The organism is Pseudomonas sp. L5B5 (assembly GCF_020520285.1).
Classification (GTDB): Bacteria; Pseudomonadota; Gammaproteobacteria; order Pseudomonadales; family Pseudomonadaceae; genus Aquipseudomonas.
This window is the reverse complement of sequence record NZ_CP084742.1, coordinates 1197131-1217377: the sequence shown is the minus strand read 5'-3', so window position 1 is coordinate 1217377 and position 20247 is coordinate 1197131. Positions and strand designations below refer to the sequence as shown.

23 protein-coding genes and 1 pseudogene are annotated in these 20247 nt (G+C 67.2%); 12 read left to right on the top strand and 12 right to left on the bottom strand.

Going from position 1 to position 20247, the window contains the following annotated elements:
* Window positions 1-17: 17 nt before the first annotated feature.
* The 9 genes from nirJ to nirS are packed head-to-tail and all read right to left on the bottom strand — an operon-like array spanning window position 18 to window position 6514.
* Entirely contained in the window at window positions 18-1196 is a 1179-nt protein-coding gene (gene nirJ / locus LGQ10_RS05585) for a heme d1 biosynthesis radical SAM protein NirJ (protein ID WP_226524892.1), read from the bottom strand.
* A 15-nt stretch (window positions 1197-1211) separates the two neighbouring features.
* A complete protein-coding gene (locus tag LGQ10_RS05580) occupies window positions 1212-1715 on the bottom strand; it encodes an Lrp/AsnC family transcriptional regulator (protein ID WP_058433173.1) in 504 nt (167 codons plus the stop codon).
* Window positions 1690-2133: an Lrp/AsnC family transcriptional regulator gene (locus LGQ10_RS05575; protein ID WP_226524891.1), complete on the bottom strand. Its 444-nt coding sequence runs from the start codon at window positions 2131-2133 to the stop codon at window positions 1690-1692. The genes LGQ10_RS05580 and LGQ10_RS05575 overlap by 26 nt, the downstream gene beginning before the upstream one ends.
* On the bottom strand, window positions 2126-2632 hold the full coding sequence (locus LGQ10_RS05570; RefSeq protein ID WP_226524890.1) for an AsnC family protein: 507 nt from the start codon (window positions 2630-2632) through the stop codon (window positions 2126-2128). Before LGQ10_RS05570 ends, LGQ10_RS05575 begins: the two co-directional genes overlap by 8 nt.
* A complete protein-coding gene (locus LGQ10_RS05565) occupies window positions 2629-3087 on the bottom strand; it encodes an Lrp/AsnC family transcriptional regulator (RefSeq protein WP_226524889.1) in 459 nt (152 codons plus the stop codon). The genes LGQ10_RS05570 and LGQ10_RS05565 overlap by 4 nt, the downstream gene beginning before the upstream one ends.
* 1 nt (window position 3088) lies before the next feature.
* Window positions 3089-4267: a cytochrome D1 domain-containing protein gene (locus LGQ10_RS05560; RefSeq protein ID WP_226524888.1), complete on the bottom strand. Its 1179-nt coding sequence runs from the start codon at window positions 4265-4267 to the stop codon at window positions 3089-3091.
* Window positions 4264-4587: a c-type cytochrome gene (locus LGQ10_RS05555; RefSeq protein WP_058437399.1), complete on the bottom strand. Its 324-nt coding sequence runs from the start codon at window positions 4585-4587 to the stop codon at window positions 4264-4266. The genes LGQ10_RS05560 and LGQ10_RS05555 overlap by 4 nt, the downstream gene beginning before the upstream one ends.
* Before the next feature lie 19 nt (window positions 4588-4606).
* On the bottom strand, window positions 4607-4921 hold the full coding sequence (locus LGQ10_RS05550) for a c-type cytochrome (protein WP_058437398.1): 315 nt from the start codon (window positions 4919-4921) through the stop codon (window positions 4607-4609).
* Window positions 4922-4945: 24 nt separating this feature from the next.
* A complete protein-coding gene (nirS, locus tag LGQ10_RS05545) occupies window positions 4946-6514 on the bottom strand; it encodes a nitrite reductase (RefSeq protein WP_226526094.1) in 1569 nt (522 codons plus the stop codon).
* A gap of 315 nt (window positions 6515-6829) precedes the next feature.
* Between nirS and LGQ10_RS05540 the strand changes: the two genes are divergently transcribed.
* From LGQ10_RS05540 to LGQ10_RS05515, 6 genes are all read left to right on the top strand, one after another.
* Window positions 6830-7624, top strand: coding sequence for a CbbQ/NirQ/NorQ/GpvN family protein (locus LGQ10_RS05540; protein WP_058437621.1), 795 nt, complete (start codon window positions 6830-6832; stop codon window positions 7622-7624).
* Entirely contained in the window at window positions 7608-8180 is a 573-nt protein-coding gene (locus tag LGQ10_RS05535; RefSeq protein ID WP_226524887.1) for a cytochrome c oxidase subunit 3, read from the top strand. Before LGQ10_RS05540 ends, LGQ10_RS05535 begins: the two co-directional genes overlap by 17 nt.
* A 10-nt stretch (window positions 8181-8190) precedes the next feature.
* Window positions 8191-8433: a cytochrome C oxidase subunit IV family protein gene (locus LGQ10_RS05530; RefSeq protein WP_226524886.1), complete on the top strand. Its 243-nt coding sequence runs from the start codon at window positions 8191-8193 to the stop codon at window positions 8431-8433.
* 90 nt (window positions 8434-8523) lie between these two features.
* On the top strand, window positions 8524-8964 hold the full coding sequence (locus tag LGQ10_RS05525; protein WP_058437612.1) for a c-type cytochrome: 441 nt from the start codon (window positions 8524-8526) through the stop codon (window positions 8962-8964).
* Window positions 8965-8967: 3 nt separating this feature from the next.
* Window positions 8968-10395, top strand: coding sequence for a cbb3-type cytochrome c oxidase subunit I (locus LGQ10_RS05520; protein ID WP_226524885.1), 1428 nt, complete (start codon window positions 8968-8970; stop codon window positions 10393-10395).
* A gap of 76 nt (window positions 10396-10471) precedes the next feature.
* Entirely contained in the window at window positions 10472-12310 is a 1839-nt protein-coding gene (locus LGQ10_RS05515) for a nitric oxide reductase activation protein NorD (protein ID WP_226524884.1), read from the top strand.
* Window positions 12311-12332: 22 nt separating this feature from the next.
* Here the strand turns inward: LGQ10_RS05515 and LGQ10_RS05510 are convergent, their stop codons facing one another.
* Both LGQ10_RS05510 and LGQ10_RS05505 read right to left on the bottom strand, forming a co-directional pair.
* Window positions 12333-12524 carry a protein DnrP gene (locus LGQ10_RS05510; RefSeq protein WP_226524883.1) on the bottom strand — a complete coding sequence of 64 codons (192 nt, stop codon included), beginning with the start codon at window positions 12522-12524 and terminating at the stop codon, window positions 12333-12335.
* Window positions 12521-13204, bottom strand: a complete 684-nt coding sequence (locus LGQ10_RS05505; protein WP_058436880.1) for a Crp/Fnr family transcriptional regulator — start codon at window positions 13202-13204, stop codon at window positions 12521-12523. Before LGQ10_RS05505 ends, LGQ10_RS05510 begins: the two co-directional genes overlap by 4 nt.
* A 491-nt stretch (window positions 13205-13695) precedes the next feature.
* Between LGQ10_RS05505 and LGQ10_RS05500 the strand changes: the two genes are divergently transcribed.
* Both LGQ10_RS05500 and LGQ10_RS05495 read left to right on the top strand, forming a co-directional pair.
* Window positions 13696-14886, top strand: coding sequence for an NnrS family protein (locus tag LGQ10_RS05500; RefSeq protein ID WP_226524882.1), 1191 nt, complete (start codon window positions 13696-13698; stop codon window positions 14884-14886).
* Between the two features lie 16 nt (window positions 14887-14902).
* Window positions 14903-15340, top strand: a complete 438-nt coding sequence (locus tag LGQ10_RS05495; protein WP_226524881.1) for a hypothetical protein — start codon at window positions 14903-14905, stop codon at window positions 15338-15340.
* Window positions 15341-15402: 62 nt separating this feature from the next.
* On the opposite strand, the pseudogene LGQ10_RS05490 reads toward LGQ10_RS05495, so the two are convergent.
* Window positions 15403-15837, bottom strand: a pseudogene (locus tag LGQ10_RS05490) (hemerythrin domain-containing protein); the annotation flags it as partial.
* 180 nt (window positions 15838-16017) lie between these two features.
* Here LGQ10_RS05490 and norR point away from each other — a divergent pair.
* From norR to glp, 4 genes are all read left to right on the top strand, one after another.
* A complete protein-coding gene (norR, locus tag LGQ10_RS05485) occupies window positions 16018-17538 on the top strand; it encodes a nitric oxide reductase transcriptional regulator NorR (protein WP_226524880.1) in 1521 nt (506 codons plus the stop codon).
* A gap of 80 nt (window positions 17539-17618) precedes the next feature.
* Complete coding sequence (gene pdxH / locus LGQ10_RS05480) at window positions 17619-18266, top strand: pyridoxamine 5'-phosphate oxidase (RefSeq protein WP_226524879.1); 648 nt, start codon at window positions 17619-17621, stop codon at window positions 18264-18266.
* Between the two features lie 99 nt (window positions 18267-18365).
* Window positions 18366-18920, top strand: a complete 555-nt coding sequence (moaB, locus tag LGQ10_RS05475; protein WP_226524878.1) for a molybdenum cofactor biosynthesis protein B — start codon at window positions 18366-18368, stop codon at window positions 18918-18920.
* Window positions 18921-18949: 29 nt separating this feature from the next.
* The gene (gene glp / locus LGQ10_RS05470) at window positions 18950-20152 is read left to right on the top strand and encodes a gephyrin-like molybdotransferase Glp (RefSeq protein WP_413247607.1); all 1203 of its coding nucleotides are present in this window, start codon (window positions 18950-18952) and stop codon (window positions 20150-20152) included.
* The last annotated feature ends 95 nt before the right edge of the window (window positions 20153-20247 follow it).

The window sequence follows — 20247 nt, the reverse complement described above, 5'->3', positions numbered from 1 at the left end:
TTGCCCCGGCCAGGTTCTCAACAGGTGACGCAGGGAATGCGGGTAACCGGCGGCAGGCCGATCTCTTCGTCGCTCAGGTGGCAGCCCGGGTCCTGGCCCCAGAGGTCGCCGGCGGCCCAGGCACGGGTGCGGGTGTTGCCGTTGCAGATGTCCAGCCAGCGGCAGCTGGCGCAGCGCCCGGTGACGGCGCGCGGATGCTGGCGCAACTGGCGCAGCAGGGCGTCGGGTTGTTCCAGCCACAGGGTACGAAACGGCGTGCGCCGCACGTTGCCCACCGAGTGCTGCCACCAGTAGGTGTCGGGATGCACCTCACCGGTGTTGTCGATGTTGGCGATGCCGCTGCCCGAGGCGTTGCCGCCCCAGGCCCGGAGCATCAACTCCAGCTGGCGGTACTGGCCCGGCAGGTGGCGCCTTGCCCAGTGCAGCAGCAGGATGGCATCGGCGTCGTTGTTGCCGCTGACGAAGTCGCTGTCACGGCCCTGGACGATGTCGTCCCAGGCCCGGTCGAACAGCAGCGCCATGGTCTCGCGGCTCATCTGCAAATGGGCATCCAGGCCGCGGCTGCGCTTGCCTCGGCCACTGTAGTTGAGGTGCGAGAGGTAGAACTTCTGCACGTCGAGGTCGCGCATCAGGGCCAGCAGTTCAGGCAATTGGGTGTGATTGTCCCGGGTCAGGGTGGTGCGCATGCCCACGCGGATGCCCTGTTCGCGGCACAGGCGCATGGCCTTGAGCGAGCGGGCGAAGCTGCCCTTGAGCTGGCGAAAGCTGTCGTGGGTGGCTTCCAGGCCGTCGATGCTGATGCCCACGTAGTCGAAGTCGGCGGCGCGGATCTGCTCGATGTTGCTCTCGTCGATCAGCGTGCCGTTGCTCGACAGGGCGACGAACATGCCATGGGTCCGGGCATGGGCGCTGAGCTGGAACAGATCGTCGCGCAGCAGCGGCTCGCCGCCCGAGAGAATCAGCACCTTGACCCCAGCCTCGGCCAGGTCGTCGATCACCCGCAACGCCGCCTGGGTGTCGAGTTCGTCGCGAAACACGCTGTCGGCCGAGGTGGCATAGCAGTGCTTGCACGTCAGGTTGCATCGGCGCAGCAGGTTCCAGATCACCACCGGCGGTCGGGTACTGCCCGGTGGGCTGGTGCGCGGGGCCGGACTCTGGCCGGCCAGGGCGCGCAAGTAGTGGCTGATCCTCAACATGCAACTCTCCTTGTCTCAGTGCCGATCGGCGTGCAGGCGCAGGCCGGTCTTCTTCAGGATGCGGCTGCTCACCAGCATCTCGTCGGCTTGGCAGGCATCCCCCAGCAGGTAGCGCAGGTGCTCGCGGTAGCTGTCGATCTCCATGGCGCTGCGGCCGTGGACCATGGCGAACAGGTTGTAGCGCCAGTGCTCGCGGCGCGGACGCCGGTAGCAATGGCTGACGAAGGGCTGGGCGCCGATCAGTTGGCCCAGGCGCGGCATCTGCTCGTCGTCGACGTCCCAGACGGTCATGCCGTTGAAGCGATAACCCAGGCGATAGTGGTTGGGCACCGCGGCGACTCGACGGATGGCGCCTTCGGCCTGCAGGCGCTGGAGCAGTTCCAGGGTCGCCTCGCGGCTCAGCTGCAGCTGCTCGGCCAGCCAGCCCCAGGGGTCGTCAACCAGCGGCAGGCCGGCCTGGGTCAGGGCCACCAGGCGCAGTTCCAGCGCGCGTTCAGACCGGGAAGTACAGGCCGACATGGTAGGTCTCCTCCTTGGGCAGGTTGAGCGGCACCAGGCCGGTCTCCAGCTCGATGCGCCGCAGGGTCTCGTCCAGCGCCCGGTCGCTGGCGCAGCCGAGCACGAACCACATGTTCCAGGCGTGCTCGCGACGGTAGTTGTGGGCGACTTCGGGCATGGCCTCCAGCAGCGCCGCGACCGCCTCGAAGCGTTCCTCGGGCACGCGCAGCGCCGCCAGGGTGAACGCGCCGCCCAGGCGCTCGATGTCGAACATCGGGCCGAAGCGGGTCAGGGTGCCGTCGTCCAGCAGCCGCTGCACACGCTGGCGCAACGCCTGGCTGTCGCTACCCAGTTCCAGGGCCAGCGCCTGCCAGGGCTCGGGCACCAGGGGCAGGCCCAGTTGCAGGCGGTTGACCAGGCGCCGGTCGAGTTCATCCATGGGCCGGTGCTCCCGGGGCGAAGCGTCCGCCGCATTGCTTGAAGGCCTGGGTGCTGAACAGCACCTCGCGGGGCAGGTCGCTGAGCAAATGGCGTTCCAGCAGGTCGCGGATCTGCGCCTCGACCCGCTGGCGCTGGCGGCCGTGGATCATGCAGAACAGGTTGTAGCGCCATTGCGGCAAGCGCCGTGGCCGCTGGTAGCACAAGCTGACTGCCGGCTCGCTGCCCAGGCGCTGGCCGACTTCATCGATCAGCGCATCGGGGACGTCCAGCACCAGCATGGCGTTGGCGGTGAATCCCAGGGCGCGGTGGTTGAGCACCAGGCCCAGGCGGCGGAACAGCCCCTGGTCTTGCCACAGCTCGACCTGGGCCAGCACCTGGGCTTCCTCGGCATCGATCTGCCGGGCCAGGGCCTGGTAGGGGCGCGCCTGCAATGGCAGGCCGGTTTCCAGCAGGCGGCGCAGGGCCAGTGCCCGGCCGGCATCGAGGGTCGTGTTCATGGGGCTTCTCCCAGGGCGAAACCCAGGTCGATGCGGTAGGCCGTGAGCATCGGCAGGTCCAGCGGCACCAGGCCGGTGTCGGCCTGCAGCTCGGCGAGGATGTTCTGCAGGTGCAGGTGGTCGGGGCCGGTCAGCACGAACCACAGGTTGTAGTGATGCTCGCGGGCGTAGTTGTGATTGACCTCGGGGTAGTGGCTGATGCGCTCGGCCACCTGCTGCAGGCGCTCGTGGGGCACGGCCAGGGCCGCCAGGGTACTGGCCCCGGCGCGGCGGTGCTCGAACACCGGGCCAATGCGCGACAGGCGCCCGTGCTCGGCCATTCGTTGCAGACAGGCGATCACTTGCTCCTGGCTGCAATCCAGGGCCAGGGCCATTTCCAGGTAGGGTTCGGCGCAGACTGGCATGCCGTGCTGGAAGTGTTCGATCAGGCGCTGTTCCAGGGTGTCGAAGGGCATGTCAGTACCCCATCTGCTGGGCGCGACTGCTGAAGAAGATCCCGCTGGGCGCGGCGGCCGGCAGGCTGTGCAGCAGCTTGAGGCGGTAGGGGTCCCAGACCTGCAACTGATTGCCATCGCGCACCGACAGCCACAGCTGATCGCCCCGGGCGGTGAATTCCATGTGTAGCACCCCGGGGCCGGGCCGCAGGTCGGCGACGATCTGGTGGCTCTCGGTATCGATGACCTGCACCCGGTCGTTGTCCGGGTAGGCGAAGTTGACCCACAGCTGGCGCCCATCGGGGCGGGCGGTGACGAATACCGGCTGGCCGGCCACGGCGATGGCGGCGCTCTGCTGCCAGCTGCGGGCACCCATCACCAGTACCTGGTGGCGGCCCACGGCCGGGACGAACGCCTGGTCGCCGGCCACGGCCCAGCCTTCCAGGTGCGGCATCTTGTAGACCGGCAGTTTCTCCTGGCCACGGCCATAGTCGCCGAGTACCCGCTTGACCCCGCGCTCCGGGTGCCAGAGGTCGAGCTGGGCCATGCCGTCCTCGCCGAACAGGCCGGCCATGTAATAACGGCCGTCGGTGGTGATCAGCGCGTCGTAGGGCTGCTGGCCGATGCCGGTGTAGCGGGTGATGCGTGGCGTGGTGCCCTGGCTGAAGTCGGCGCTCCAGATTTCCCCGGTGTCGAACAGGCTGAATACGAAGCGCTGGCCGGGAGCGTCCACCAGGCCCACCACCCGTGAGCGCTTCTGGCCGTCGGCCAGCAAGGTGGCGGGGATGTCGGCCACAAGCTCCAGGGTGGCGGCGTCGAATACCTTGACCCCGCCCGGCACATAGTTGGAGACCGCGATCAGCCGGCCGTCCTGGCTGATCGCGCCGCCAATGCTGTTGCCGCCCTGGATCACCCGTCGCTCGATGCGCTGCGCGAGCAGGTCGACCTGGGTCAGGCCGCCATCGCGGCCGAACACATAGGCATAACGCTGGTCGCGGGAGAACACCGCCGAGGCGTGAGACAAATCCCCCAGCCCCTCGATGCGGGCCAGGGCCTGGCCCTGGCTGCTCTCGACGATCTGCACGCTGCCGGTGGCGCGCTCCACCACCAGGCCCAGATCGCCGCTGCCACGCAGCGGGGCCTGGGCACAGGCAGACAACAGCAGTGCGCAAGCGGCGCTGCACATCAGGGGACGGATCATGGTTGAGAGGTTCCTTGCAAGAGATGATCGACCAGCCAGCCGATGTCGTCGGCGCTCAGCAGCGCCTCCCAGGGCGGCATGGCGGTGCCGGGACGACCCAGGCGCACGGTGGCGACCAGGCCGTCCCGAGGTTTGCCGGCCAGGGCCGCGGGAGTCAGTTCCGGGCCCAGGCCGCCGGTCAGGTGCAGGCCATGGCAGGCGCCGCAGTCCTGTTCCAGCAAATGTTGCAGCTGCGCCTGGCGCTGGGCGTCAGGCGCGGCGTGAAGAGGGGGACAGAGCAGGAGGGTCGCCAGAATCACAGTACGGGGGTAGCGGTGCATGACGCCCTCCTGGGTGGTTTCATTTCAGGCTCAGGACCCACTTGGCCAACTGTGCCGCTTCTTCATCACTGACTGCGTTGGCCGGCATCGGGATCGGCCCCCAGTTGCCCTGGGTGCCGTTCTTGATGTGCCCGGCCAGGGTCTGGGCCGCGTCCGCGACGCCGGCATTCTTGGCCGCAACGTCCTTGAGCGCCGGGCCCACCAGCTTGTTGTCCACGCTATGGCAGGCCACGCAGGACTTGCTCTGGAACAGGGCCAGGCCATCGTCGGCCAGGGCGGTTTGCAGGTTCAACGCGGCGCCCAGGACGACGAGTGAAAGCAGAGTATTTTTCATGGCGATTCCTTGCGTTGATAAAACTCAATAAATGTCGTTCTGGGTGTTGTAGACATTGAACTTGCCGGTGGGAGTGATCAGCCGCTTGTCCTTGATCACCTGCTTGAGGGCCAGGGTCTTGTCATCGATCACCACCAGCGCCGACTCTTCGGTCTGGCCGTTCCACACCGAGAACCACACCTCGTCACCGGCCTTGTTGTACTCGGGCTGCACCACCCGCAGCGCGCCTTGCTTGATGCCGGAGTATTCGGCGATCGGCAGGACCTTGTAGCCGGCGTCGAGCTTGTCGATGTCGAACACCGCCACCGACTGGCTGAGCTTGGCGTCGGGGTTGAGCGTGGTGTCCACGTACAGGTGGCGCGAGGCGGGGTGGGTCTTGATGAACAGCGAGCCGCCGCCCTGGCCCTTGAGCGAGCCCACCTGCTTCCAGGCGTACTGCGGATGCTTGACCGGGTCGGTGCCGATCATCGAGATACCGGCGTCGCCCAGGTGGCTGGTGGCCCACACCGGGCCGAACTGCGGATGCTCGAAGTTGGCGCCACGGCCCGGGTGCGGGGTCTTGCCGACGTCCACCAGGGCGGTCAGGCGGCGTTCCTTGGAGTCGATCACCGCCACCTTGTTGGCGTTGTTGGCCGCGGTCATGAAGTAGCGATGGCTGCTGTCCCAGCCACCGTCGTGGAGGAACGGCGCGGCATCGATGCTGGTGATGGTGAGGTTCTTGATGTCCTCGTAGTTGACCAGCATGACCTTGCCGGTTTCCTTGACGTTGACGATGAACTCCGGCCATTCGTGGGAGGCAATGATCGCCGCGACCCGGGGCTCGGGATGGTATTCCTGCTTGTCGACGGTCATGCCTCGGGTGGAGACGATCTGCTTGGGCTCCAGGGTCTCGCCGTCCATGATGGTGAACTGCGGCGGCCAGTAGGAACCGGCGACGGTGTACTTGTCTTCATAACCCTTGAACTTCGAGGTCTCCACCGAACGGGCCTCGATGCCCACCTTGATCTCCGCGACCTTGGTCGGCTCCTTGGGCCACAGGTCGATCATGTCGATGCGCGCGTCGCGACCGATCACCAGCAGGTAGCGCCCGGAGGCCGAGATTCGCGAGATGTGCACCGCGTAGCCGGTTTCGATGAGCTTGATGATCTGCTTGCTGTCACCATCGATCAGGGCGATCTTGCCGTCGTCACGCAAGGTCACCGAGAACAGGTTCTGCAGGTTGAGCGTGTTCATCTGGCGGGTCGGGCGATCCTCGGGCTTGACCAGCAGCTTCCAGGTGTTGCGGGTCTCGGCCATGCCCCATTCCGGTGGGGTGGGCGGGGTGTGCTGGATGAAATTGGCCATGGTGGTGATCTGCGCCTTGGTCAGGGCGTTGGAGGTGCCCCAGTTGGGCATGCCCGCCGGCGAGCCGTAGGTGATCAGCGCTTCGAGGTAGGCCTGGCCACGGGCCTGGGTGATGTCCGGGGTCAGCGGCTTGCCGGTGGCGCCTTTGCGCAGCACGCCGTGGCAACCGGCGCAGCGCTGGAAGTAGATCTCCTTGGCGGCGTCGAAGTCGGCCTGGCTCATGTCCGGCGCGCCGGCGCTGGTGACCATGGCCGGTTGCGCCGCACCCGGGCCCTTGGGCTCGGCGGCGTTGGCGGGAAGGGCCAGCGCCAGCGCCGAACACAGGCTGGCGACGGACAGGGCAAAGGTTTTTCGATTACTGATCAGCATCCTTCTCTCCTCAGGCGTGACCTTTGCGATGTGCTGGGGGCCCAGGACAGAGCGCAGGTTCTTGGTGCCGCCAAGGCTATGCCGGAGCAGGGCCTGACTCGCTTGATCGCGATCAAGTTTGCGTGCCACGACGCTTGCCAGGTTGTCGCAGGGACTCTTAGCGTGATCGCGAACCCGTCGCTATCCAGGTATCCCATGGACCTCTCCGAACCCCGCTGCGAACCCTTCTACCAGGCCCAGGGCAATGAGCCGGCGCTGTTCGAACAGGCCTGGCGCCACGGCTTGCCGGTGCTGATCAAGGGCCCCACCGGCTGTGGCAAGACCCGCTTCGTCCAGCACATGGCCCAGCGCCTGCAACTGCCGCTGCACACCATCGCCTGCCACGATGACCTGAGCGCCGCCGACCTGGTGGGCCGGCACCTGATCGGCGCCCAGGGCACCTGGTGGCAGGACGGGCCGCTGACCCGAGCCGTGCGCGAGGGCGGTATCTGCTACCTCGACGAAGTAGTGGAGGCGCGCCAGGACACCGTGGTGGTGCTGCACCCACTGGCCGACGATCGTCGCGAGCTGTTCCTGGAACGCACCGGCGAAGTACTCAAGGCGCCGCCCTCGTTCATGCTGGTGGTGTCCTACAACCCCGGTTACCAGAACCTGCTCAAGGGCATGAAGCCCAGTACCCGCCAGCGCTTCGTGGCCATGCGCCTGGGCTACCCGGACGCGGCGCAGGAGGAGCGCATCGTGCGCCGCGAGGCCGGGGTCGATGCGGCCCTGGCCAGCCAGGTGGTCAAGCTCGGCCAGGCCCTGCGCCGGCTCGACCAGCATGACCTGGAAGAAGTGGCCTCGACCCGCCTGCTGATCTTCACCGCGCGCATGATCGGCGCCGGCATGGCCCCGCGCCAGGCCTGCCTGGCGTGCCTGGCCGAACCGCTGAGCGATGACCCGGTGACCGTTGCGGCGCTGATGGACGTGGTCGATGTGCACTTCCCCTGAACCGGACGCCCGCCGCTTGCCGGGGGACCTGGCGATGTGGCTGTTCATCCTCGTCGAGCTGTCGGTGTTCGCCCTGTTGATCCTGGCGTTCGCCGTGACCGCGCAGCTCAAGCCGCAACTGTTCGCCAGTAGCCGCGTCTTGCTCGACACCTCCACCGGCCTGGCCATGACCCTGAGCCTGCTCGGTACCGGGCTGCTGGCCGCCCTGGCCCTGGAGCAGCTGCGCCAGCTTCGGCCGCGGCGGGCTGCCGGCCTGCTGGGCGTGGCCTGGTGCGTGGCGTGTGTCTACGTCTGGATCAAGCTCGGCGAGTACCGGCACCTGGCGAGCCTGGGCCTGGGGCTGGAGCACGACACCTTCTTCACCCTGTACTGGCTGCTTACCGGCTTTCACTTTCTGCATGTGCTGCCGGGCATGCTGATCCTTGCCTGGCTGGCGTACCGCGCCTGGACCCAGGCTCCAGGCGCCGGCAGCGGCTTCGAGTCCGGGGTGCTGTATTGGCACATGGTGGACCTGGTGTGGGTGGTGCTGTTTCCGTTGGTCTACGTCCTGGATTGAGGAGAACCCCATGACGGCATCTCGCTTCCTGCTGCTGTGCGGGCTGGCCCTGGCCGTGCTCAGCCTGGGCACGGTGCTGCTGGGCCAGGGCGGGCTGGTCATGGCCCTGGCGGTGGCCAAGGCCTGGCTGATCACCGAAGGCTTCATGGAGTTGCGCCACGGCCCTTGGCGCTGGCGCTTGCCATTGCTGGCCTGGGCCCTGGTGGTGATGACCCTGGTGGGGCTGGTATCGCACCTGCTTGGCAAAGCCTGAGTAAAACAATCGGTCTTTCTTGATTGCCATCAAGCGGTTTCGGACCTCGCGCTTTCTATCATGGCCACGCCAAGCAATGAGGACGCAACCATGTCAGAGACCTTCACCAAGGGCATGGCCAGGAACATCTATTTCGGGGGGAGCGTGTTCTTCTTCCTGATATTCCTGGCCTTGACCTATCACACCGAACAGACCTTTCCCAAACGTAGCAACCAGGCGCAACTGACCGAGGCAGTGGTGCGCGGCAAGACGGTCTGGGAGCAGAACAACTGCGTCGGCTGCCACACGCTGCTGGGCGAGGGCGCGTACTTCGCGCCGGAGCTGGGCAACGTCTACAAGCGCCGTGGCGGCGAGGACGGGTTCAAGCCCTTCATGCAGGCCTGGATGAAGATGCAACCCCTGGGTGTGCCCGGCCGCCGGGCCATGCCGCAGTTCCACCTGAGCGAGCAAGAGGTGGACGACATCGCCGAGTTCCTCAAGTGGAGCTCGAACATCGACACCAACGGCTGGCCGCCCAACAAGGAGGGCTGAGTGATGAGCATTGCCAATCCCCATCTGAAATTCGCCTCGCAAGCCGTGGCCAAACCCTACTTCGTGTTTGCCTTGATGCTGTTCCTCGGCCAGGTGCTGTTCGGCCTGATCATGGGCCTGCAATACGTGGTCGGCGACTTCCTGTTCCCGACCATTCCCTTCAACGTGGCCCGCATGGTCCACACCAACCTGCTGATCGTCTGGCTGCTGTTCGGCTTCATGGGCGCGGCCTACTACCTGGTGCCCGAGGAGGCCGACCGCGAACTGCATAGCCCGAGACTGGCGATCGTGCTGTTCTGGGTATTCGCCACGGCCGGGGTGCTGACCATCCTCGGCTACCTGCTGGTGCCCTATGCGGGCCTGGCCAGGCTGACCCACAACGAGCTGCTGCCAACCATGGGCCGCGAGTTCCTGGAACAGCCGACCATCACCAAGCTGGGCATCGTCCTGGTGTGCCTGGGGTTCCTCTACAACATCGGCATGACCCTGCTCAAGGGGCGCAAGACCACGGTCAGCATGGTGATGATGACCGGCCTGATCGGCCTGGCGGTGTTCTTCCTGTTCTCGTTCTACAACCCCGGCAACCTGGCCCGCGACAAGTTCTACTGGTGGTGGGTGGTGCACCTCTGGGTGGAAGGCGTGTGGGAATTGATCATGGGCTCGATGCTGGCCTTCGTGCTGATCAAGATCACCGGCGTCGACCGTGAGGTGGTGGAGAAATGGCTGTACGTGATCGTCGCCATGGCGTTGATCACCGGGATCATCGGCACCGGCCACCACTTCTTCTGGATTGGTGCGCCCGAGGTCTGGCTGTGGGTCGGCTCGATCTTCTCGGCGCTGGAGCCGCTGCCGTTCATGGCCATGGTGATGTTCGCCTTCACCATGGTGCGCAACCGCCGGCGCCAGCACCCCAACCGCGCCGCCACGCTGTGGGCCAAGGGCACCACGGTCACCGCGTTCTTCGGGGCCGGCGTCTGGGGTTTCCTGCACACCCTGGCGCCGGTCAACTTCTACACCCATGGCACGCAACTCACCGCGGCCCACGGCCATCTGTCGTTCTACGGGGCCTACGCGATGATCGTCATGACCTTGATCAGCTACGCCATGCCCCGTTTGCGCGGTCTGGGCGAGGCGCCCGACGAGCGTGCACAGACGCTGGAAATCTGGGGCTTCTGGCTGATGACCTTGTCGATGGTGATGATCACCCTGTTGCTCACCGCCGCCGGGGTGGTCCAGGTCTTGCTGCAACGCTGGGCCGAGGACGGCAGCGCCTTGCCGTTCATGTCCACCACCGAGCACCTGCGCGGATTGTTCTGGGCACGGCTGGTCAGCGGGCTGGGGTTCATGGCCGGCCTGATCTGCTACTTGCTGAGCTTTCGCCAGCGGGGCCGCGCCGCCCTGGCGGCGCCGGCCCCGGTCGTAGCGTCCTGATGCCGGCCGGAGCTTGAAACCATGCGGCCCGGCTGGCACGGCGGGCCGCTTTTTTGCGTTCAGAGGAGGTGCCGCAATGGCCATCACGGTTGAACTGGAAGAATGGGTCGGCAGTCTCTGGCATCGCTTCATCACCCGCCGGGCCAGCAGTGATTTTCCCGAAGCCAGGGTCGAACTGGCGTCCCGGCAGCGGGCACTGGGCGTGCTCTATCGAGCCATGGGCGGTGCGCCCGGCAAGACCCTCGAGGCGGCCAGCGAGCGTGACTTGCTGCTGCGTCGCAACCTGCTGCAGCAGATCGCCGGTACTTGCCGGCAAGCGCCGTTGGCCTGTTGCGACGAGCAGCACCTGCGCTTGCCGGCGAGCCTGGCGGTGTTTCCCGATCCGCAGCTCAATGAAGAACTCTATCGCTGGCTGGTGCTGCTGGCGGCCCAGGCCGGGCCCATGGGCCACTGGGGCCGGGACAACCAGCGCTGGACCCAGGCACTGCTGCAGGGGTATCCGGGGCTGGCCGCTCGCTACCGGCGCCTGGTGGAGGCGCACTTGCAGCTGCGCCCCGATCCGGCCGCGCTGAAGCCGGACGAGGCGGCCCTGGAGCGCGCCCTGCGCCAGGCCCTGCGCGAGCCGGGGAGTGTGCGCGAGTTTCCCCGCAGTGAGCGGGCGGCCTGGCCGCTGCCGCTGTGGCTATACCCGCCATTGCACCTGGCCAGTCCGCAGGCGGCGGACCTTGCAGAGGCCGACGGCGACTTGCCGACCGGCACCGGTGAGCAGCAGGGTGGGCGCAAGCGAGCCACGCGCATCGACGACGCTCCGGCCAAGGGCGGGTTGCTGATCGTGCGCCTGGAAAACCTGTTCAGCTGGACCGAGCACGTCGAACTCGATCGCTGGGAGGATGACAGCCAGGACCCGGACGCCGCCCGGGTCGCCGAGGATCTCGACCACCTGACTCTGTCGCGCACCCGCATTCGCAAGGGGGGCGGCCTCAAGCTGCACCTGGACCTGCCGCCGGCGGACATCGACGATCTGCCCCTGGGCGAGGGCATCAAGCTGCCGGAATGGGACTATCGCCAGGGGCGATTGCAGGAGGGCTTCGTCAACCTGCAGCTGTTCGAGCCCCGGGAGTCCACGCCGCAACCGCTGCCGGAGCATCTGCGGGTTGCGGCGCGGCGCCTGCGTCGTCAATTCGAGCAACTGCGCGATCAGCGTCAGTGGTTGCGCCAGCAACCCCAGGGCAGCGAACTGGATCTGCAAGCCTGGCTGGATTTTCATGTCGAGCGCCAACACGGTCAGAGCGCCGCGCGCGGCCTGTTCCTGGAGCGGCGCCAGACCCGGCGCGACCTGGCGTGCCTGCTGCTGGCGGATGTGTCGATGTCCACCGATGCGCACCTGAACGACCAGCACCGAGTGATCGAGGTGATCCGCGACAGCCTGCTGCTGTTCGGCGAGACCCTGTCGGTGCTCGGTGACGATTTCGCCTTGTACGGTTTTTCTTCGTTGCGCCGCCAGCAGGTGCGAATGCAGGAGCTCAAGGGTTTCGACCAGGCCTACGACGACCGCATCCGGGGCCGGATCCAGGGCCTCAGGCCGGGCTACTACACCCGCATGGGCGCGGCGATCCGCCAGGCCACGTGCCTGCTGCAAGGACGCAAGCACCAGCGCCAGCTGCTGTTGCTGCTCACCGATGGCAAGCCCAACGACCTGGACCTGTACGAAGGGCGCTATGGCGTCGAGGACACCCGCGAGGCGTTGCGCGAAGCCCGGCGCCAGGGGTTGACCCCGTTCTGCATCACCATCGATCGCGAGGCCGGGGCCTACCTGCCGTACCTGTTCGGCAGCAACGGCTACAGCCTGATCCATCAGCCTGAACAATTGCCCCTGCGCCTGCCACAGCTGTACCGCCAACTGACCCAGCCCTGAGGCCAGGCCAGGGCCGCTCCACTTAGCGCGGCAACCACAGCACCATCGCCAGGCAGAACAGTGTCAGGGCAAGGCAGAACCCCATGAAGCGCCGTTGCCGGCGAATGCCGGCCTGTGCCGCCTTGGCCGGCAGCGGCATGCCGCAGTGCTGGCAGTGGCTGGCCTGCAGCGCATTGGGCTGCTGGCAGTACAGGCACTGGGGCAGGGCGCTCATTCGAATTGCTCCAGCCGTGGCCGGTCGAGGATGACGATGCGCCGGCCATCCTGGCTGATGATCTTGTCGTCGATCAGGCGCCGGATGATCCGCGAGAAGGTTTCCGGCTGGATCGCCAGGTGCCCGGCGATCAGTTGCTTGGCCATCGGCAGGTCGAACTGGCGCTCCACCGGTTCGCTCTGCATCAGCTGGGTGAGCAGGTAGCGCACGACCCGGTGGGTGGCGTTCTTCAGCGACAGCGTCTCGATCTCGTTGACCCGCTGGTGCAGGCGCACGCTGAGCTTGCCCAGGAGGGCGAAGGTCAGCCGGCTGTTGCTCTGCAGCAGGCGGATGTAGGTGGCATTGGACAACCGGTAGAGCTGCGCCGGGCCGACCGCCTCGGCCGAGGCCACGTAGTTGCTGGTGTCCATCAGCATCATTGCCTCGGCGAAGGTCTGGCGCGGGCCGATCACCTCGAAGACCTTTTCCTGGCCGTCGGGGGTCAGGCGGTAGATCTTCACCGCCCCGGCAATCACGAAATAGAAAGCCTCGGCCGGCTCGCCCTGGTGGAACAGCGGTTCGCCCTTGTCGATGCTGAGCAGTTGGCTGCTGGCCATCAGCTCGTCGAGTTGCTCGTCGTTCAAGGGCTCGAACAGGTGATGGCTGCGCAGGATCTGGTGATGGACTCGGTGAAGCACCATGGCTATTCATCCTCATGCGGGAAAGGGAAGGGAACGGGTTCAGACCAGGCTCAGCGAGATGCCGCTGGCGGTGGCCACCAGCGCGCCGAGGACCAGGAACCAGGCGAGGGGCTGGACGATGTTTTTCATGGGGACTCCGGGAACGAGGGACAGCACTGCCGAGCAAGACCCGGACCAGCCCCCGGCCCCCGCAATGCCTGGGGTGGGAGGGCGGCAGGGTTTAAATGACCCTGATGCAATGGGTTTTAATGACCCTGATCGGGTTGTTTTTACCCTGTTTCCGGCCCCTGGCTGCCAGCCGGCCGGTGCCGGGCGCGGGGCACGACCCTTGCAGAGTCCGATTCGACCGCCATGGGGTGTTCGCCGCTGCTTCGTCCATCCACCGCTTCATTGATGTGCAGCAGCGGCAACAGCCGGAAAAAATGGCAGAAGGTAGCGCCGGGATTCGATTCGCCGTACACGGCACCGGCAACAAGGGAAGGAGTGGTTTGATGCAAGTACTCGATCGTCGAAAGGCCCTGGCCATGGTGCCATTGCTGCGCCTGGCGTTTCGTCCGATGTTCCTCGGCGGCTGTGTCCTGGCCCTGCTCGCGGTGCCGCTGTGGCTGGCAGCGCTGCAGGGCAGGCTGGGCAACTGGCAGCCGGCCGGTGGCTGGCTGGCCTGGCACCGCCATGAACTGCTGTTCGGTTTCGGCCTGGCGATCATCGCCGGCTTCCTGCTGACCGCGGTGCAGACCTGGACCGGCCAGCCGGGGGTATCCGGCAAGCCGCTGGCGGCCCTGGCGCTGCTCTGGCTGGCCGCCCGCCTGGCGTGGCTGGTGAACCTGCCCTGGCCGCTGCTGGCCGTGCTGGAACTGGGCTTCCCATTGATGGTGGCGGTGGTCATGGCCCGGACCCTGTGGCGAGTGCGCCAGCAGCGCAACTACCCGTTGGTGCTGGTCCTGCTGTTGCTGACCGTGGTCGATGGCCTGGCCGTGTACGGCCTGGCCCGGGGCGACGATGGCTGGCAACGCCAGGCCGTGCTTGCCGGCATCTGGCTGGTGGCGGCGATCATGGGGCTGATCGGCGGTCGGGTGATTCCCTTCTTCACCCAGCGTGGGCTGGGTCGAACCGAAGCCGTCGTGCCCTGGCCGTGGCTGGACTGGCTGTTGCTGGCGGGGTCGGCCCTGGTGGCACTGCTGTATGCCAGCGGGCTGGCGCTGTCCCCGAGCCCCTGGCTCGGCGTGCTGTTCGCGGTCCTGGCAGCCGGGCACCTGGTGCGCCTGTGGCGCTGGCATGATCGCGGCCTGTGGCACGTGCCGCTGCTGTGGTCGCTGCACCTGGCTTATGGATGGCTGGCGCTGGCCTGCCTGGGCATGGCCCTGTGGCATGGCGGGGTGGCGCTGAACCCGAGCCTGGCGGTGCATTGCCTGACCATCGGCGCCATGGCCGGGTTGATCCTGGCGATGATTGCCCGGGTCAGCCTGGGTCATACCGGACGGCCGCTGCAGCCGCCGGCGGGGATGACCCTGGCGTTCATCCTGATCAACCTGGCCGGCGTCTGCCGGGTGCTGCTGGTGCCGTGGCTGCCGCTGGCCGGCCTGTGGCTGGCGGGCGTGTGCTGGGCCCTGGCCTTCGCCCTGTATGCCTGGCGCTACGGGCCGATGCTGTGGCAACCGCGGGTCGACGGCCACCCAGGTTAAGGTCCGGGAGACGCAGATGTTCTATCCCTATCTGTTGGTCATTCACCTGCTGGCGGCCATTGCCTTCATCGGCACGCTGTTCTTCGAACTGCTCATCTGGCCGGCGGTTCGCCGCCAGGTCCCCGCCACCGCCCAGGGCGGGGTCGACCAGGCGTTGTCGGTGCGCTCGCGCAAGGTCCTGCATGGGGTAGTGCTGTTGCTCTATGGCGCCGGGCTCGGCCTGGCCTGGCACCATCGCCTGGCCCTGGGGCATCCGTTCGGCAGCGCCTTCGCCAGCCTGCTCGGGCTGAAGATCGTCCTGGCCCTGAGCATCATCGGCCATTACCTGCTGCTGGCGTTCTGGTTGCTTGGCGGGCGCCTGAGCGAAGGCCGGGCGCTGGGCATCCGCCGCAGCATCCTCGGGCACATGGTGTTGATCGTGATCCTGGCCAAGGCCATGTTCTATTGGCACTGAGCGCTGTAGCCGACCCGTTCCCCGAGGGTGGGTCGGCGCTGGAGGGGGCTTGAAGGGCGGGGTTACTGCAGGGCCTGGGTGAACAGCACGTCGTTTTCCAGCTGGATGTGCTCCAGCAAGTCCTCGCGAAACTCCTGCAGGCCGCTGTACAGGGTGCGCCAGGTGTTGCAGGCAGCCTGAGGTGTGGTGATGTCCTGGGTCAGGTGCATCAGTCGCGCCAGGGCCTCGCCATGCTGGTCATGCTCCAGGCGCATCACGTGGATCGGCGCGCCGGCCTGGCGGCCCATGCCCCGTTGCAGCATCGGGAACAGCACCTGTTCCTCCTTGAGCATGTGGCTTTCCAGTTCTTGCTGCATGTCCTGCAAGTGGTCGGCCAGGCCCTCGGGGCAGTGGCTGTCGCCGGCATGCACCTGTTCGACCCGGCGCGCCAGGCGAATCAGCTCCGGCAGTTGCTGGCGGTGACGGTCGTGATAACGCGAGAGAATGTGCTCGATGAGCTCGTTCGGGGAGAGTGTCTGGTTCATCAGGGGATTCCTGGTCGGGTGCGGGGGTTTTCCTGGTGATTGCATCGCCCATGCCAGTTTTGATTGCCCGGAATCAATGGCTGTTGCCCGGCGTGTGGTGAAATCCACCTCGATACTTCAGGGTAGATATGACCATAGAGGGTGAGGACCACCATGTTGCGAGAAAGCCTGGCCGCCGACCTGATCGTCGAGTTGCCCAATGCCGTGCGGTTGCAACGACTGGTGCAGACCCTGCGCGAATACTTCAAGTGCGGTGCGGTCGGCCTGTTGCGCCTGGAGGACGACAGCCTGCGGCCGGTGGCCACCGTCGGCCTGGTGCATGAGGCCCTCGGGCGGCGTTTCGTGATTGCCCAGCACCCGCGGCTGGCGGCGATCATGGCCTCGCGCGAGCCGACCTGGTTCGAGCCCGACAGCCGCCTGCCGGACCCTTACGACGGCCTGCTCGACACGGCCCTCAGCGAGCCGCTGGCGGTGCATGACTGCATGGGCGTGAGCCTGTACGTGGAAGGTCGGATCTGGGGGGCGATCACCCTGGATGCCTTGCAGGCCGGGACGTTCGGGCTCGATGCCCGGGATGAGCTCAAGCGCTGCACCCTGCAGATCGAGGCGGCCGTGCGGGTCACCCGCCTGGAGCAGGAGAACCGCAGCCTGCGCCTGTCGCGCAGCGAGCCCCAGGATCTGCGCCGGCCGCTGGAGGAGGGCGAGATCCTGGGACGCAGCGACGTGCTGCACCAGCTGCTCAACGAGCTGGATGTCCTGGCCGACTCGGAGCTGCCGGTGCTGCTATTGGGCGAGACCGGGGTCGGCAAGGAACTGTTCGCCCGGCGCCTGCATCGCCTGTCGCGCCGCAGCCACAAGCCGCTGGTGCAGGTCAATTGCGCGGCGTTGCCCGAGTCCCTGGCCGAGAGCGAGCTGTTCGGCCATGTCAAAGGCGCTTTTTCCGGGGCCACCAGTGATCGCGCCGGGCGCTTCGACGCGGCCAATGGCGGCACGCTGTTTCTCGACGAAGTGGGCGAATTGCCCCTGAGTGTCCAGGCCAAGCTGCTCAGGACCTTGCAAAATGGCGAGATCCAGCGATTGGGGGCGGACAAGCCGCTGCATGTCGATGTGCGCATCATTGCCGCCACCAACCGCCACTTGCCCGACAGCATCCGCGACGGCCTGTTTCGCGCCGATCTCTACCACCGGTTGTCGGTGTACCCGGTGCCGATCCCGCCGCTGCGCGAACGCGGCAACGATGTGCTGATGATTGCCGGGCATTTCCTCGAGCTCAATCGCACCCGCCTGGGCCTGCGCGGGTTGCGCCTGTCGGCGGCCGCCGAGCGGGCACTGCTGGGCTACCGCTGGCCGGGCAACGTGCGCGAACTCGAACATGTGATTGGCCGCGCCGCGCTCAAGCAGCTCAGCCGCGATGGCAGCCGCAGCCGGATCATCACCCTGGAACCCGAGATACTGGACCTGGACAGCAGCCCGGCACCGCCGGTGCCGCCGGAACTGCCGGCCGAACCCGGGTTGCCTTTCACGTCCCTGGGCGATGCGGTGGATGCCTGCCAGCGCCAGTGCATCGTCCAGGCGCTGCGCCTGAGCGGCGACAGCTGGGCGGGCGCCGCGCGACTGCTGGCGGTGGACCCGAGCAACCTGCACAAGCTGGCCAGGCGCTTGCGGCTCAAGTAGCTGCGCGGCATTGATGGGGGTCAAGGTGGGCAGGTGGCGGTCCTTACAGACTGCGCATCACTTCCCAGGAGATCACCGCCATGCCGCTGTCCCTCGCCCAGATGCGCCGCAACTACACCCTCGGGGGCCTGCACGAAGCGCAGGCACTGGATGATCCGCTGATGATGTTCGGCCAGTGGCTGGAGCAGGCCCGGGAGACCGAGACCGCCCCGGTGGAGGCCAACAGCATGCACCTGGCGACCGTGGACAGTCAGGGCCGACCCCATTGCCGGGTCCTGCTGCTCAAGGGCGTGAGCGAGGAGGGGTTCACCTTCTTTGGCAATTACCAGAGCGCCAAGGGCCAGGAACTGGCCGCCAACCCCCAGGCCGCCATGACCTTCTTCTGGCCGGCCCTGGAGCGCCAGGTACGGGTCGAGGGCACGGTGGTGCGCCTGGCGCCGGCATTGTCCGATGCCTATTTCGACTCCCGGCCGGTGGCCAGTCGCCTTGGGGCCTGGGCCTCGCCACAGAGCCGGCCGCTGGCCGACCGTGATGAACTCCAGGCCATGCTCGCGCAGACCATCCGCCGTTTCGTCGAAGAACCCATGCAGCGGCCCGAACATTGGGGCGGCTATTGCTTGCGTCCCGAGCGCCTGGAGTTCTGGCAGGGCCGCGCGGACCGCCTGCACGACCGTCTCGACTACCGCTGCCAGGACGGCCGCTGGCGGCGTCAGCGCCTGGCGCCCTGAATCGCCTCCGGAGGTACCTCCAAGGAGGGATAGGTTCGCCGGGGCTTTGGGTCCAGGCTTGGGCCCATCCCCAACTCCAGACCACAGGATGCCCAAGCCATGGCCCATTTGGCGCAACGCACTTTCGAACCCTTGAACATCGCGGTGCTGACCATCAGCGATACCCGCACCTTCGATACCGACAGTTCCGGACAGACCCTGGTCGACCTGCTGCAGGCCGCCGGGCATGCGCTGGTGGACCGCGACCTGGTCCGGGACGACATCTACCAGATCCGTGCCACGCTTTCGCGCTGGATCGCCGACCCTGCGGTGCAGGTGGTACTGACCACCGGCGGCACCGGCTTCACCGCCCGGGACAACACGCCCCAGGCGGTCCTGCCGTTGCTGGACAAGCACGTGGAAGGCTTCGGCGAAGTGTTCCGCCAGGTGTCCCTGGCCGAGATCGGCCTGTCGACCCTGCAATCCCGGGCCCTGGCCGGGATGAGCAACGGCGTGCTGGTGTGCTGCGTGCCCGGCTCGCCCGGGGCCTGCCGCACCGCCTGGACGCAGATCCTGCATAACCAGCTGGACAGCCGCACCGGCCCGTGCAACTTCGCCCCGCACCTCAAGCCCCAGCCCGGACAGGCCGTCGAGGCCTGCGAGGCCCGGCCGTGAGCGCCGGACCCTGTGGTAGCGGCGCACTGATGCCGGTGGACGTGGCCATCGCCCACTTGCTCGAGCGCGCGCCACGTCCTCCGGAACTGCATTGCGTGGCCCTGGACCAGGCCCTGGGCCGGGTGCTCGGGACGGACATCCACGCCCCGCGTGCCCTGCCGGGCTGGGACAACAGCGCCATGGACGGTTATGCCCTGCGCGCGGCCGACCTGCCGGCCGCTGGCGGCAGCCTGGTCCTGTCCGGTCGCGTCGCCGCGGGCCAGGCGGCGACCACCGTCCTGCTGCCCGGACAGGCCGTGCGCATCTTCACCGGCGCGCCCTTGCCACCGGGTGCCGACACGGTAGTGCCCCAGGAGCTGTGCCGAGTCGAAGGCGCACACCTGTGGCTGCCCTCGGTGAAGGTCGGCGAGCATGTGCGCAAGGCCGGCGAAGAGGTGCGCGAAGGTCATCTGCTGCTGCAGGCCGGCAAGCGCCTGCGGGCCCAGGAGCTGGGCCTGCTGGCGGCGTGCGGGGTCAGCTGGGTCGAGGTCTACCGACCGTTGCGGGTCGGCCTGCTGAGCAGTGGCGACGAGCTGCGCGAGCCCGGCCAGCCCCTGGCGCCGGGGCAGATCTACAACAGCAACCGCTATTGCCTGTCGGCACTGCTCCAGGGCTGGGGCGTGGCTGTGCATGACTATGGGGCGATGGCCGACGAGCTGCAGGCCAGCAAGCAGACCCTGCACCTGGCGGCCCAGGAATGCGATCTGCTGCTGACCTCAGGCGGGGTCTCGGTGGGCGAGGAGGATCACCTCAAGCAGGCGATCCGGGAGTTGGGACAGGTGGACTTCTGGCGCCTGGCCATCCAGCCGGGCAAGCCCCTGGCATTTGGCGAAGTGGCGGGTAAGCCCTGGCTCGGCCTGCCGGGCAACCCGGCCGCGGCGCTGATCACCGCGCTGGTGGTGCTGCGTCCGTTCCTGCTGCGCAGCCAGGGCGTGCGCGATGTCATGCCGCAGCCGCTGGCGCTGCCGGCCGGTTTCGACTGGCGGCAACCCAACCGTCGACGTCAGTACCTGCGCGCCCGGCTGGTGCCCGAAGGCGATGGCCGCTGCAGCGTGCAACTGCACCCGCAGCAAAGCTCGGCGATGCTCAGCGCCGCTTGCTGGGCCGATGGCCTGGCGCTGGTGGAGTGCGAGCAACGGCTGCATCGCCACGACAATGTGCAGTTCCTGTCGTTCGCCGACCTGATGCAGTGAGCGCTCTTGATTATCGTCAAGGTCCTGGCGGGAGCGCTGGCTAGACTGGCAGCGCTTTTTCCAGCGCTCCGGGCCTGCTCGCGGTCTGTACGAAA

What these genes read in the sequence shown, in the direction of transcription:
- LGQ10_RS05535 (WP_226524887.1), top strand. Translation starts at nt 7,608, where the DNA reads ATGTGCACTTCCCCTGAACCGGACGCCCGCCGCTTGCCGGGGGACCTG.
- LGQ10_RS05515 (WP_226524884.1), top strand. Translation starts at nt 10,472, where the DNA reads ATGGCCATCACGGTTGAACTGGAAGAATGGGTCGGCAGTCTCTGGCAT.
- LGQ10_RS05510 (WP_226524883.1), bottom strand. Translation starts at nt 12,524, where the DNA reads ATGAGCGCCCTGCCCCAGTGCCTGTACTGCCAGCAGCCCAATGCGCTG.
- LGQ10_RS05565 (WP_226524889.1), bottom strand. Translation starts at nt 3,087, where the DNA reads ATGCCCTTCGACACCCTGGAACAGCGCCTGATCGAACACTTCCAGCAC.
- LGQ10_RS05570 (WP_226524890.1), bottom strand. Translation starts at nt 2,632, where the DNA reads ATGAACACGACCCTCGATGCCGGCCGGGCACTGGCCCTGCGCCGCCTG.
- LGQ10_RS05530 (WP_226524886.1), top strand. Translation starts at nt 8,191, where the DNA reads ATGACGGCATCTCGCTTCCTGCTGCTGTGCGGGCTGGCCCTGGCCGTG.
- moaB (WP_226524878.1), top strand. Translation starts at nt 18,366, where the DNA reads ATGGCCCATTTGGCGCAACGCACTTTCGAACCCTTGAACATCGCGGTG.
- glp (WP_413247607.1), top strand. Translation starts at nt 18,950, where the DNA reads ATGCCGGTGGACGTGGCCATCGCCCACTTGCTCGAGCGCGCGCCACGT.
- norR (WP_226524880.1), top strand. Translation starts at nt 16,018, where the DNA reads ATGTTGCGAGAAAGCCTGGCCGCCGACCTGATCGTCGAGTTGCCCAAT.
- LGQ10_RS05580 (WP_058433173.1), bottom strand. Translation starts at nt 1,715, where the DNA reads ATGTCGGCCTGTACTTCCCGGTCTGAACGCGCGCTGGAACTGCGCCTG.
- LGQ10_RS05505 (WP_058436880.1), bottom strand. Translation starts at nt 13,204, where the DNA reads ATGGTGCTTCACCGAGTCCATCACCAGATCCTGCGCAGCCATCACCTG.
- LGQ10_RS05555 (WP_058437399.1), bottom strand. Translation starts at nt 4,587, where the DNA reads ATGCACCGCTACCCCCGTACTGTGATTCTGGCGACCCTCCTGCTCTGT.
- nirJ (WP_226524892.1), bottom strand. Translation starts at nt 1,196, where the DNA reads ATGTTGAGGATCAGCCACTACTTGCGCGCCCTGGCCGGCCAGAGTCCG.
- LGQ10_RS05520 (WP_226524885.1), top strand. Translation starts at nt 8,968, where the DNA reads ATGAGCATTGCCAATCCCCATCTGAAATTCGCCTCGCAAGCCGTGGCC.
- pdxH (WP_226524879.1), top strand. Translation starts at nt 17,619, where the DNA reads ATGCCGCTGTCCCTCGCCCAGATGCGCCGCAACTACACCCTCGGGGGC.
- nirS (WP_226526094.1), bottom strand. Translation starts at nt 6,514, where the DNA reads ATGGTCACCAGCGCCGGCGCGCCGGACATGAGCCAGGCCGACTTCGAC.
- LGQ10_RS05525 (WP_058437612.1), top strand. Translation starts at nt 8,524, where the DNA reads ATGTCAGAGACCTTCACCAAGGGCATGGCCAGGAACATCTATTTCGGG.
- LGQ10_RS05540 (WP_058437621.1), top strand. Translation starts at nt 6,830, where the DNA reads ATGGACCTCTCCGAACCCCGCTGCGAACCCTTCTACCAGGCCCAGGGC.
- LGQ10_RS05550 (WP_058437398.1), bottom strand. Translation starts at nt 4,921, where the DNA reads ATGAAAAATACTCTGCTTTCACTCGTCGTCCTGGGCGCCGCGTTGAAC.
- LGQ10_RS05560 (WP_226524888.1), bottom strand. Translation starts at nt 4,267, where the DNA reads ATGATCCGTCCCCTGATGTGCAGCGCCGCTTGCGCACTGCTGTTGTCT.
- LGQ10_RS05495 (WP_226524881.1), top strand. Translation starts at nt 14,903, where the DNA reads ATGTTCTATCCCTATCTGTTGGTCATTCACCTGCTGGCGGCCATTGCC.
- LGQ10_RS05500 (WP_226524882.1), top strand. Translation starts at nt 13,696, where the DNA reads ATGCAAGTACTCGATCGTCGAAAGGCCCTGGCCATGGTGCCATTGCTG.
- LGQ10_RS05575 (WP_226524891.1), bottom strand. Translation starts at nt 2,133, where the DNA reads ATGGATGAACTCGACCGGCGCCTGGTCAACCGCCTGCAACTGGGCCTG.